We start from the raw sequence: 13,279 nt of genomic DNA, 5'->3' as shown, positions 1-13,279 counted from the left end.
CGTTTCATGCCGGGTCAGAAGGAAGAGAAAAACGGTTTGATTCGGCGTGTTTATAAACAAAACATTTACAGACAAAAAGCTTACAGACAAAAAAAATTCCCCACGGAGCTGAACGCCGCGGGGAATTATCTAGGGTATAGAACACTACGCTGGAACGATAACTACATGCTGGAATTACGACTGCGCCGTCGGCGTAGCCGCGTTATCGTTCTTATTGTTACCAGACAGCTCAGCGTTCAGTTTCTTCTCATCCAGCTCGCGGCAGTATTTTGCTACCACGATGGTCGCAACACCGTTACCAATCAGGTTGGTCAGCGCACGGGCTTCTGACATGAAGCGGTCAATACCCAGAATTAACGCCAGACCGGCAACAGGCAGGTGACCCACGGCAGACAGCGTTGCTGCCAGCACAATAAACCCACTTCCCGTCACGCCCGCTGCACCTTTAGAAGACAGCAGCAACACCACCAACAACGTAATCTGATGCCAGATATCCATGTGGCTGTTGGTCGCCTGAGCGATAAACACCGCCGCCATCGTCAGATAGATGGAGGTGCCATCAAGGTTGAACGAGTAACCCGTAGGAATAACCAGCCCGACGACCGATTTTTTACAACCGACCTTCTCCATCTTCTCCAGCATACGTGGCAGCACGGATTCAGAAGAGGACGTGCCCAGCACGATCAGCAGTTCTTCACGGATGTAGCGAATGAATTTGAAGATACTGAAGCCCGTTGCTTTCGCAATACTGCCCAACACCAGGAATACAAACAGAATACAGGTGATGTAGAAGCAGAGGATTAGTTGCCCCAACTGCACCAACGTACCGACACCATATTTACCGATGGTGAAAGCCATAGCACCGAACGCACCCAGAGGAGCCAATTTCATGATCATGTTAATGACGCCGAAAATGACCTTGGAGAAGCTATCGATGACATCAAAAATAACTTTGCCCTTTGGCCCCAAGCGGTGCAGCGCAAAGCCGAACATCACAGCAAACAGCAGAACCTGCAAGATATTACCGCTGGCAAACGCACCGACCACACTCGCCGGAATCACATCCATCAGAAACGGAATCAAACCTTGTTGCGAAGCCTGTTGGGTATAAACCGCCACCGCGGACGCATCAAGCGTACTCGGATCGATGTTCATACCTACACCAGGTTGTACGACGTTGACCACGACCAGGCCGATAATCAGCGCAATCGTACTCACAACTTCAAAATACAGCAGGGCGGCCGCACCAGTACGACCGACCGACTTCATACTTTCCATGCCTGCGATACCGGTTACTACCGTACAGAAGATAACCGGCGCAATAATCATTTTAATTAATTTAACAAACCCATCGCCCAACGGCTTCATTTGCTCACCAAGCTGGGGGTAGAAATGCCCCAACAGTATCCCTATCGTAATGGCGGCAAGAACCTGAAAATAAAGACTTTTAAAAATTGATGTTTTCATACATACGTCCTATGGTGGGGAAAACACAGGAGGGGAATAGGGTACGAAAATGCCGCCTGTGATTGCGCCGAAAAGTAACATTGCAATAACAAGCTGAGAATGTTTTATAAGTTTAGTTTGTGAACAACAGGTTAAAAACAAGAGCTGAATCACGTCAGCAGGAATTATAAAGAAACATTAGTGCAATTTATCTGTAACAGATGCACATTTTTACGGCGGGAAAACTTCGATTAACGTCCTCAAAGCCCCGCCATACGGGGAAGTCGCGTTCAGGAAACACATCTACGAAAAATAACATTTCCGTTACCTGTGAAGGCTCAGGAAGGCGTGGTGAAATGATGAATACCGCATTTTTTATCGCGCCGCGCCAGTTGCATGGCAAAACGCGTCTGCGACAAGAACAGCCCCGCCTCCTCCGGTCGAGGGTCGGCAATCGTCAGAATACCGGCACTGATAGCCCGTGCAGGCTGGGAGTCCGCAGGTAAAAAGGGAGAGTTAATCGCCAGCATCACGTTTTGCGCCCAATCCTGCGCTTGCTCAACTGATCCCAATGTCTTCCCGATGATGGCGAACTCATCACAATCGAGTCGCGCCAGATAGATCAGCCCTGCCTCATTTTGTTCTTCGATCACGGCGTGAAGCTGCTTACCCAACGTGGCCATATCGCTCTGGCTGGCTGAGGAGTCCAGCCCAAAAACCAACAGACTGAACGGGATACCATCGGCCAAACGCTGTTCGAGGCGTCGTATTAAATGCGCTTTGTCCGGCAGCCCTGCCCCTGCATTTCCGGCAGAGAGCGACTGCTCCAGCAATTGTTGATTGCGGTTATAGCTGCGCACCAGCGCGCCCAGCTCATCATCCTGATGCCAAGGTGGCAGCGTGAGTGGACGGTGAAGCACGGCATCCGGCGGTAGATTCTGTAATTCGACAATAATCCCACGCAGCGGGTGTATCAGCAGCCGATTAATGCACCAGGTAATGGCGATCGACATAATCAATGCCAGCAGCAGATACGTCGCCAGCATGGTTGAAAACGTGCTGACGATAAATTGATACATCCGGTAGGAATCCGCCTGCAAGACCAGATGCGCCAGCGGAGCTGAATATTGCGTCTGCGGCGGCGAATAGAGCGGAATAGAAATGCGGATCGGCAGCTTAAAAACGCGGGCGATCCAGTCCGGCACCGGACGTTCTTTCGGGAAATTGGCGTGCAGCGTCTGGAAATCATCCGGCAGCAGTACATCTGCCCGGCTAAGAAAGGCAACCGGCAGCAAGCTATCCAGAATATTACCCGCTCGCTGAACCTCCCCTTGTAACACCGCATCCGTCAGCGGTTGACGCACGGAATAGGCGATGCTTTCCAACTGCTTGGCATAATCCTCACGGCGTTGATGAACGAAGTGAAAGAGCTGTATGACGATAAACAGGCTGATCGTCACCAGTGCCACGGCAGACACGGCTGTCATCTGTTTAATCGTTAATGAACGTCTGAGCCGCAAGCGCTTTCTCCGTCAACCTTTATGCAGACCTGAATACCTGACCCACCCGATAAAAACAGGTAGGCAATACACCGCGCGAAAAGCACGCCGCGACACGCGCAAGTTACACGCGTGAATAGTATAAGGCAGCTTATCGTCGCCTCAACGCTGTTTTCTACTGATGTTCTGGGGATTTCATCTTAATCCTAAGCAAGCCTAGGTAACAGCCGTAACGCGGCCTCAGAATAGGATATATCCCCTGCATAAGCTAGCGTGGCTATTTAGGGGCGGAGCGAAGATAACGAGCGCTGAAGAAGGGTGGGCAGCGACCCGATAGGACGTGTGATAACGGGCTAATACTGCCCGTTTTTAGGGGAAACACAGGAGGAGGTTCCCCCCTGTAGTCGCCCCGTGTATCTCGATGCTTAAACGATTGGCGTTATGTTATGGCGGTTGACGTTATTGCGGGTAAGGCACCCAGTCTCCACCGTTCAAACGAATGTAGGGTTTTCCCTGATATTGCATCACGATAGCGTTCTCATTCTCCGAGATCGCTTCCGTTTGCGGCAGTGCGCTCGTTAGCGTTTGCCAGTCCACAGAAGGCGCGGTGAACGCTTTGCCATCCACCATCCGCGCTACCAGTTCCGAAATCGCCATATAGCTGCTCGGGGACGTAATCTCCAGCGCATCGCCCTGATGCGGTGCCTGCATGCCAAACAGCTTCACGCCGACAGGAATATGCGTGATGCTCGGGCTGGGAATATCACGCAGCCCAGACATTTGCATCTTATCCCCAGCCAGCGCCGCGCCGTGTTCCGGCACAACGACCACCATGACTTTACGACCAGACTTTTGCAACTCGTCAAAAAATGCATCCAGTTGATCAAACAAAATCTTCGCGCGTGGCGCATAGTCAGCCGACTGATTGCTCCCAACAAAGCGGTTACCGTCATGCAGCGGAATCAGGTTAAAGAAGGTGGCGTTACGCGCCGTCGTCGCTTTACCTCGCTCGCCTAGCCAACGGTTTAACAGTTCCAGATCGTTATAAATCGGCTCGCCGTCAAACGAGGTAATCTGGTGGCTAATGCCCTCCTGCGACAGCATCGGGATCTGAATATCGCCCTCTTCACGCACCTCACGCAGGTAATTTCCAAAGACACCGGAATGATCGAGCATCAGTTGTTCTTCAAAGCCCAGCTTCACCAAATTACTGAACAGGTAGCACTGTTGATTCACTGGCTGGTACAAATCAGTGTGGGACTGTTGACCACAGCTTGCCCGCAGCAGGCGAATTGACGCCGGCCCGCTATACGCGGTGGCGGAATTAAACTGACGGAACAGGATATCGAACTTCTTCCACAGCGGATGATTTTCCAACTGCGCCACTTCTATGTCCGACCATGCTAGCGAACAGATATTGATAATCAGGAGATCAAAAGGCTGCGCATCCTGCGGCAGCGTGGCGGGAAACACCGTGGTTCGCGCTTTTTCTCGCGTATAAAATTGATTGAGATACGCCGTTAGGTTTGCGTTCGTTGGCGGTAATGTCGCCTCGGGCAGCGAGGTGTCTCCACCAGTTGGGGAAGCCGCTGCCGATGTTGTGGACGCCGTCGATGTCGCTGGCATCAACGACACCGCGGGACCCGCCAGATTGACGATGTTTAACCACGCCAGTGCCGCTACGGTAAACACCGTAATGCGAATCCACTGCGCAAAAAACAGATAAGCCACGGTAATCACCACCGCGGCACCGACCATTTGCCAGTTAATGAAGCGATTTAACAGTTCCAGCAAATAAGCGGCGCTAAATCCAACAACCTGCGTTCCCTGACTCAGGATGCTGTTGATGCCCGGCAGCCAGGTATCGTGGTAAAAAAGCCCGATACCGAGCGGGATAGCAATAATATGACGCCAGCGGTGCAACGTGACATTAGGGATAGGAAACAGCAGAAACGCCAGAAACACGAGATTAAGTAGCGGGTGAAAATTCAGGTATCCAAACCATAACAAGGCAAACTTCAGTAAAAAATACAAATTCCAGGCACCGAGACCACGCCAATAACGCCATAGGTTCTGCTGTTCTTGCGTACGTGTTTTTTCGTCCATTTTATTTTTTAGTCTCTGCTGAAGCCGGCTTGGTTGAGACCGTCTTTGTTGAAGAAGGGCTACGCATCCAGACACTCGCAGGCTTCAGATAGCGCGGCGACAAAAGCCTGTTTTTCCAATACTGAAGCCAGTGGGGGATCACACGGTGTGCCAGATAGCCAAGTGTAAAGAAGATGACCGCGCTCAATAACACCAGTTGAAGGATATCAATCAGGTTCATCATGATAGTTCTCCCGGTGCGCGGGCCAGTAAATTAGATCCCAATGAATCAGGCCCCAACAAATCAATAGCAATAGGTTCACGCCGCGCCGTCTGACTGCGTGGTGCAGATTCAGTCTGCTGCAATTGCACATAATCGTTAATCTGCTGTTCCTGCCCGGACGTGCTGTCCTGCGCCAACGATTTGATCTCCGCCAGAATCTGTAAATCCTGTGACCACACAATCCGATTGCTGAACACTTCATCCACCGGCAGACGGAAGATAGATTTCAACGCGATATCCAATTCATTCAGACGACAATTAGACAGGAATAAAAACAGACGGCCCTGCGCGATCGTGACGACATCACCAAAACGCCTCAGCGTACACAGCGTCAACACCTGCGCCGCTCGCACCCCCGGCACAGGACGTAATGCCACCAGTACACCTTTGCTGCCTTCAGGCATCAACGTACTATCAATCAACATCTGCACAGACTGCCGAAATGTCTCAGGAGGCTGGTAACCCTTAATCTGCAGCGGCCGCATGGTGGTCAGCAGAACCTCGACATCGACAGGAACATGTTTAGTAAAGCGCTGCCCTTGCACGCTTTCAACCCGCGTCAGGAAGCGAGATAGCGGTTCTGAATGGGAGACAATAAGGTTTGCGCCACACGCCAATAACAGGCGCTCGTCGCTGGCGCGCAGGCAGGGCTTCATTTCTCGCACCACAATCTTCAGCAATTCACCACGCTGCCGCCGCAGGCTATGAACCTGTTTGACAAGTGTATCCACCTGACTGGTTTGATTGAGTGCAAAAACGAGAGTGGCCGCATTCGTCAGCATGCCGGTTTGTACCAAAATGGCATTGTCTTCCAGTAGCTGCCAGTTTTCTGACAGCGCAGGGGCACCTTCCATCACGCTCTTTTCCATCAAAAAGAGCCCATCGTCATTCAGAGACGGCGTGAGGATTGGCTCTTCTTCCGCCAGCATTTGCCAGCCGTCATTATCGGGTTGCAACATCTGCACCTTATTCGCCCGTACGCCTCTCTCCGTTGCCCACCATGACACCAGATACTGCGCGCGATCCTGCTGCCATTGCAGGCTGGCCAAACCGTAAAGCCCGCGATGTTGGGAGATCAGCATATTTTTCAGACGGGTCACGCCACTGCTATGACTGAGAACCACCAGCGTACACTGGCGCTGATGTAGCCATGCCGCCGTATCATCCACCCAGCGCTGTAGCCTCTCCGGAGAAATGTCCCGCCATAGGCTAGCCGGTGCATAAAGCACCAATAGCCGATTTTTTGGGCGCAATGCACGCATTAAATCATCGGTTAAATTCAGTAATGCAGCTTTATTTTCAGGAATTACATAGCAGGGTAATTGTTTTAATTCAGTAGTATTCGTTTCTTTAGTAAACAACGCCGTCAGCAGCGCGTCAGATCGTTCCCCACAGCCTATTAACGCCACTCTCGCGTCGTTATTTTGGCTATGTATGACCTGCTGGCAAAATAATGCAGCATCAACCTGTCGATCAATATTTACCCAATAAAAGCCAGCCTGCTGGAGCGTAGCCAGCTCATCCCAAAGGTGACGAATGCCTAATGAAAAGTTCTGCTTCATAGACTGATTTTCTTTTCCGTTAATGGCGGCAACTAACCAATCAAAATAAACTCTAGCAGCCCCTTGTAGGATCACAATGTCGTCCCCTTAATTATTGCGTTTCCTTAATAAATTCCCTCTTTTACTATTTTTAGCGTTCAACATTACAAACACCAATTCGTTGCTATAGTTAATTGGCACACCTGACTACATTATTAAAGACAGCAGAGGCTTAAAGGCTTAAGCCTTCATCTGCAAGACTATCTGGTGTGGACACAATCAAAGAACCCCTACATCTGCCATTCAGATGTTTCCCTTTATCGATCTCAATGATAATGGATAGCCTATTTCAGAGGCATGGAATGAATAACGAACCGACTCGTATAGATACCAGCGCACGCGCCGATTTAACCGAAAATGCAAGATCCGATGACGACTTACGGGTTCTCAGTCAGGCTTTTTCTTTACCTGAAATAAACTATATCGATATTGCCCGCCAGACGCGTCTGAGCCAAATGATGGCTCGCTGGCCGCTGCTGGATGAATTAAAAGAACCGGCTGGGAGCGACTGACGATGCCCGTTATTGCATTGCAGGGAATCCGTGGAGGCGTGGGGACAACCTCGATAGCCGCAGCATTGGGATGGGCCTTCCAACGGCTGGGCGAATCCGCACTGGTGATTGATTTCTCACCGGACAATTTGCTACGCATTAACTTTAATATGCCGTTTGAGCAACGCCGCGGCTGGGCACGGGCAGAAGCCGACGGCGCACCCTGGCAAACCGGCGCTATGCAATATCTCCCCGGACTGGATTTTCTGCCGTTTGGCCGCCTGAACACGCAGGAAATCGCGACACTGCAACAACATTACCAACAGCACCCCGCGATGTGGCAAAACAATCTGACACAGCTCAGCGCTGCGGGACGGCATCGCTGGGTATTGATCGATGTACCAGCGGACAACAGCCCGCTGACACGGCAGGCGCTGGCCACCGCAAATACCGTTTTTCAGGTGGTGGTGGCGGATGCCAACTGCCATTCACGCCTACATCAACAGGCGTTACCGCGTCAGTGCCATTTTCTGGTCAATCAATTTTCCACCCTCAGTACGCTTCAGCAGGATTTGCACCAGCTCTGGCTGCACACGCTTTCGCATCTGCTGCCGCTAGTGGTACACCGTGACGAAGCGTTGTCAGAATCACTGATGCTGAAACAACCGCTGGGCGAATGCCGCCCAGACAGCGTGGCAGCGGAAGAGATCATGACGCTGGCAAACTGGTGCCTGATTCACGTCAAGGAAAGCGGCGTATGAGTGGCATCCTGCGCTTATTCCTCGTTCCGCCCGCCAGACAGGCGATACAGCAGCGCTACCGTGGCTATCGCCAGAAGGGTGCCTCCGCATTTGCCGCCTTTTTCGCCACGCTGTTTGCGATACTTGGCTGGATCTTCCTGCGGCTGGAGTCTGACGGCTGGCAACAGATTCGAGCGCAGCGCGCCTATTGGTTCCCACACATTTCGCCTCAGCGCCCACGCCCAGCGGATGTGCTTCGCTATCTGACGCAGGGTATTTGGCTGCTGACCATCAAAAACGGCCAGTTACCCACATCGCGCCGCAATTATTTCTCCGCGCTACCGCGCTGGCGGCAACGCTATATGAATGCGCAGCAAGAGCTGTTTACCCGCTTTAGCCATGCGAATACTGACGATCGCGAAGACGGTGAATCAGACACCATCCAGACAAGCCGCGTACAGACGCTAGTGACGGTAACGCTGAGTCTGCTGTGTGCGGCACTGGCGCTGCTGTGCATCACACAGCCATTTGATTTGCTGTCGCAATTTATTTTCATGACGCTGCTGTGGGGCATTGCCATGCTCGTTCGCAATATGCCAGGACGCATGCCGACGCTCATGATGATCGCCCTTTCTTTCACGGTCTCCTGCCGTTATCTGTGGTGGCGCTACACTGAAACGCTGAACTGGGACGATCCTGTCAGTCTGGTCTGCGGCCTATTGCTGCTGGCAGCCGAAACCTATGCCTGGGTCGTGTTGGTTCTCGGCTATTTCCAGACGATTTGGCCGCTGAACCGCCACCCTGTTTCGCTGCCGGAAGACAGCAAAACGTGGCCGACCGTCGATCTCATGATTCCAACCTACAATGAACCGTTGAGCGTCGTGAAACCGACGGTATATGCCGCGTTGGGTATCGATTGGCCTAAAGACAAGCTCAACATTTATATTCTGGATGACGGCGGTCGTGCCGAATTTAAAGCCTTCGCAGAGGAGGTTGGCGTCCATTACATCGCCCGCGTCACGCACGAGCACGCCAAAGCCGGGAATATCAACAACGCTCTGAAACAGGCAACAGGCGAGTTCGTCGCCATTTTCGACTGCGACCACGTCCCTACCCGCTCCTTTCTGCAATTAACCATGGGTTGGTTTTTCAAAGACAAAAAGCTGGCGATGTTACAAACGCCACACCATTTCTTCTCACCCGACCCGTTTGAACGCAATCTGGGACGCTTCCGCCGCACGCCCAACGAAGGCACGCTGTTCTACGGTTTGGTTCAGGACGGTAACGATATGTGGGATGCCACATTCTTCTGCGGTTCCTGCGCCATCCTGCGGCGTAAACCGCTGGATGAGATTAGCGGCATCGCCGTCGAAACGGTGACGGAGGATGCCCACACCTCACTGCGCCTGCATCGCCGTGGATACAGCTCAGCCTATATTCGCATTCCGCAAGCGGCTGGACTGGCGACCGAAAGCCTCTCTGCCCACATCGGGCAACGTATTCGCTGGGCGCGCGGCATGGTGCAAATTTTCAGGTTGGATAACCCGCTGTTCGGCAAAGGGCTGAAGCTAGGGCAGCGCTTGTGTTATGCCAACGCCATGATGCACTTTCTGTCTGGGATTCCCCGCCTGATCTTCCTGACCGCGCCGCTGGCATTTCTCCTGATGCACGCTTACATCATTTTCGCCCCCGCATTGGCGATTGCGCTCTACGTGCTGCCACACATGGTGCACGCCAGCCTGACCAACTCGCGCATTCAGGGTCGCTACCGCCACTCTTTCTGGAGTGAAATCTATGAAACCGTGCTGGCGTGGTACATCGCTCGTCCCACCACCGTCGCGCTGTTTAACCCGCACAAAGGGAAATTCAACGTGACAGCCAAGGGTGGGCTCGTTGAAGAACAGCATGTTGACTGGGTGATTACGCGGCCTTATCTGGTACTGGTGCTGCTGAATATCGCCGGGGTGGCGTATGGCATCTGGCGTCTGATTTATGGGCCGTCGGAAGAGATCATGACGGTGCTCATCAGCCTGCTTTGGGTCGTGTACAACATGACGATTTTAGGCGGTGCCGTCGCGGTTGCGGTCGAAGCCAAGCAGGTGCGTCAGGCACACCGCGTGGAGATGTCGATGTCCGCGTCCATCCTTCGCGCCGATGGTCATCTTTTCCCCTGTGTCCTGCGCGACTACTCTGATGGCGGTGTGGGCGTTGAAGCCCGCGAATCCGGCATTCTTCAGGTTGGAGATAACGTCTCGCTGTTGCTAAAACGCGGCCAGCAAGAGTACGCCTTCCCTTTCAGCGTCACTCGCGCGTTCGACAACAAGATTGGCCTGCGGATGATCAACCTGACCATCCGCCAGCATATTGATTTCATTCAATGTACCTTTGCGCGCGCCGATACCTGGGCGCTCTGGCAAGACAGTTTCCCTCAGGATAAACCGGTTGAAAGTTTGGTGGATGTACTGGCACTCGGCTTTCGCGGCTACCTGCGTCTGGCAGATTACGCACCGCCCGTCATACGCAATATTATCCTCGCCTTCCTCAACATCGTGGTGTGGGTAGTGTCATTCATCCCGCGCTATGTAGGGAGACGCACCGCAACAGAACAGCCGGGTGCTGCGCTGCCGGAAAAAGCCGTACATCAGGGCAAGGCACCGCCTACCCATGAAACACGATTTGCACAAGAGAACCTGTTTACAGAAAAGACAGTGGCTTGATTGCCATTCACAGGCCGTGATCAACGGTCTTTTTCCCGACAAAGAAAAAGACCCTTAACATTGATGATGACACGATGACGAAAAAAATAATCTGGTTCACCGCATTGGCTTTAGGCGTCAGCTCATTATCTCAGGCTGTCACCGCGCCGCACGCACAAACACCGGCCGCGGGAGGCGCCACTCAGCCGCCTGCCACTGCTGCCACCCCAACGCCAGCGATGGCTACACCAGCGACGAGCATGCCCACCATCCCGCTGGTGCAGCCATCAACCAACGCTGCGTTGCGTAACGTGGTGATACCGTTTGCGCAAATCGCGCCGGCTCCGGGCAACTTTGCACTACGCGGCATCAATCCCGACGGGCAGATTGAATTCGGCGTTCGTAGTGACGAAGTGGTGACGCAGGCCTCGCTCGATCTTGAATTTACCCCGTCGCCAGCGCTAATCCCCACCGAGTCTCATATCAAGGTTTACCTGAACAATGAGCTGATGGGCGTCACCGCAATTGGCAAAGAGCAGATGGGTAAATCGAATCGCGTCCGTATTCCTATCGATCCGCGTTACATCACGGACTTCAACCGCCTGCAATTGGTCTTCGTCGGTCATTATCAGAACATCTGTGAAAACCCAGCCAGCACCAGCCTGTGGCTGGATGTCAGCAAAGCCAGCTCGCTCAATCTGCAATTCCAGAAACTGACGCTGAAGGACGATCTATCGCCGTTCCCTGCACCATTTTTTGACAGCCGCGATACTCGCCCGCTGACATTGCCTATCGTCTTTGCTGACCAGCCGGATCTGGTGCAACAGCGCGCCGCAGCCATGCTCGCCTCTTGGTTTGGCAGCAAAGCGCAATGGCGCGGGCAGTCATTCCCTGCCCTCTTCAACCAATTGCCGGGTCGCCACGGCATTGTTTTCGCCACCAACGATAAGCGACCGGATTTCTTACGCGATACCCCGGCCGTAAACGGGCCAACCGTATCTATCATCAGCCACCCCGACGATCCTCACGTTAAACTGCTGTTGGTACAGGGTCGCGATGACAATGAGTTGCTCACCGCCGTGCAGGGCATCGCACAGGGGAATACGCTGTTCCGTGGGCAAAGCGTCACCATCGATAAGGTCGAACAGCTTGCCTCACGCCAGCCGTATGATGCGCCAAATTGGGTACGCACAGACCGCCCAATGACCTTTGCCGAGCTTCAGCAATATAACGAACAGTTGCAAACCGACGGTATTGTCCCTCGGCCGATTTCACTGACCATGAACCTGCCGCCCGATCTGTTCCTGATCCGCAGTCAGGGCATCGATATGCGTCTGAAATATCGCTACACCGCGCCGCAGATTCAGGATGGCTCACGTCTGAGCATCAACCTGAACAACCAGTTCGTGCAGGCTTTCTCGCTGGCACCGGAGCACGACCAGAACTCCCTATTGATGCGTCTTCCACTCACGCAGGGGTTATGGGATTCCGACAAGAGCCTGTCTATTCCGGCGCTAAAGTTAGGCACTACCAACCAACTGCGCTTTGACTTCAACTACACCACACTGCTTTCCAGCGGCACGGCTGACCGTTGCGAAACCTATACGCCGGTCGTGAATCACGCCGTCATCGACGGCAGTTCAACCATTAACTTCTCTGGTTATCGCCACTTTATGGCGATGCCGGATCTGCGTGCCTTTGCTAATGCGGGCTACCCGTTCAGCCGATTGGCTGATCTGTCACAAACGCTGGTGCTGGTAAACAAACAGCCGCAACCCGCTCAGGTCAGTGCGCTATTGAACGCCATCGGCAACATTGGAGCACAAACTGGTTACCCAGCCTTAGCGGTACAGCTCAGCGATGACTGGACACAGGTAGACAAGCAGGACAGCGACATTTTGATGATCGGCGCTATCCCGCCTGAACTGCACGACGATGGCAAAATCAACCTGCTGGTCGAGCAAACGCAAAGCTGGATCAAGCAACCAACGCGTCAGACCGTCATCCCAGACATGGGCTCGCCCGAATCTGACGCGAAGCCAGACAGCAAAACCACCGTCAGCAGTGACGGAGCAATGTCGGCGATTATCGGCTTCCAGTCTCCGTACCATGACCAGCGCAGCGTTGTCGCACTATTAGCCGATAGCCCGCAGGGCTATACGCTACTCAACAACGCGCTGATCGACAGCGAAAAAAGAGCCTCGTTGTTTGGTTCCGTTTCCGTCATCCGTGAATCGGGCATCAATAATCTGCGAGTCGGCGACGTTTATTATGTCGGCCACCTGCCGTGGTGGGAGCGTATCTGGCACGCGCTGGCACAGCATCCTATCTGGCTGGCCATCATATCGACCCTTACCGTTATCATTATTGCCTGGCTGCTGTGGCGTGGCCTGAAATTCTTCAGCCGCCGCCGTCTGTCGCCGGATGAAAGGGATTAG

At 53.2% G+C, this 13,279-nt stretch carries 9 protein-coding genes; 4 read left to right on the top strand and 5 right to left on the bottom strand.

Features of this window, described 5'->3' with window-relative positions; genetic code table 11:
* Positions 1–174 precede the first annotated feature (174 nt).
* The 5 genes from DUT67_RS00420 to bcsE all read right to left on the bottom strand — a co-directional run bounded on the left by DUT67_RS00420 (position 175) and on the right by bcsE (position 6,875).
* Positions 175–1,467, bottom strand: coding sequence for a dicarboxylate/amino acid:cation symporter (locus DUT67_RS00420; RefSeq protein WP_048263187.1), 1,293 nt, complete (start codon positions 1,465–1,467; stop codon positions 175–177).
* 317 nt (positions 1,468–1,784) lie between these two features.
* Positions 1,785–2,933: a HAMP domain-containing protein gene (locus tag DUT67_RS00415; RefSeq protein ID WP_113632587.1), complete on the bottom strand. Its 1,149-nt coding sequence runs from the start codon at positions 2,931–2,933 to the stop codon at positions 1,785–1,787.
* 471 nt (positions 2,934–3,404) lie between these two features.
* Positions 3,405–5,051 (bottom strand): cellulose biosynthesis protein BcsG, encoded by a 1,647-nt coding sequence (gene bcsG / locus DUT67_RS00410; protein ID WP_113632588.1) that lies wholly within the window; start codon positions 5,049–5,051, stop codon positions 3,405–3,407.
* A gap of 1 nt (position 5,052) precedes the next feature.
* Positions 5,053–5,271, bottom strand: coding sequence for a cellulose biosynthesis protein BcsF (bcsF, locus tag DUT67_RS00405; protein WP_113632623.1), 219 nt, complete (start codon positions 5,269–5,271; stop codon positions 5,053–5,055).
* Positions 5,271–6,875 (bottom strand): cellulose biosynthesis protein BcsE, encoded by a 1,605-nt coding sequence (gene bcsE / locus DUT67_RS00400; RefSeq protein ID WP_113632589.1) that lies wholly within the window; start codon positions 6,873–6,875, stop codon positions 5,271–5,273. The genes bcsF and bcsE overlap by 1 nt, the downstream gene beginning before the upstream one ends.
* Before the next feature lie 341 nt (positions 6,876–7,216).
* On the opposite strand from bcsE, the gene bcsR reads away from it, so the two are divergent.
* The 4 genes from bcsR (at position 7,217) to bcsB (ending at position 13,279) form a co-directional block, all read left to right on the top strand.
* The gene (gene bcsR, locus DUT67_RS00395; protein ID WP_113627091.1) at positions 7,217–7,426 is read left to right on the top strand and encodes a cellulose biosynthesis protein BcsR; all 210 of its coding nucleotides are present in this window, start codon (positions 7,217–7,219) and stop codon (positions 7,424–7,426) included.
* A gap of 2 nt (positions 7,427–7,428) precedes the next feature.
* Positions 7,429–8,166, top strand: coding sequence for a cellulose biosynthesis protein BcsQ (gene bcsQ, locus DUT67_RS00390; protein WP_113627092.1), 738 nt, complete (start codon positions 7,429–7,431; stop codon positions 8,164–8,166).
* A complete protein-coding gene (bcsA, locus tag DUT67_RS00385) occupies positions 8,163–10,862 on the top strand; it encodes a UDP-forming cellulose synthase catalytic subunit (protein ID WP_113627093.1) in 2,700 nt (899 codons plus the stop codon). The genes bcsQ and bcsA overlap by 4 nt, the downstream gene beginning before the upstream one ends.
* A gap of 74 nt (positions 10,863–10,936) precedes the next feature.
* The gene (bcsB, locus tag DUT67_RS00380) at positions 10,937–13,279 is read left to right on the top strand and encodes a cellulose biosynthesis cyclic di-GMP-binding regulatory protein BcsB (RefSeq protein WP_113627094.1); all 2,343 of its coding nucleotides are present in this window, start codon (positions 10,937–10,939) and stop codon (positions 13,277–13,279) included.

The organism is Pectobacterium peruviense, from assembly GCF_003312355.2.
Lineage (GTDB): Bacteria > Pseudomonadota > Gammaproteobacteria > Enterobacterales > Enterobacteriaceae > Pectobacterium > Pectobacterium peruviense.
The sequence above is the reverse complement of the archived record's forward strand: the minus strand, read 5'-3'. Positions and strand labels throughout refer to the sequence as shown.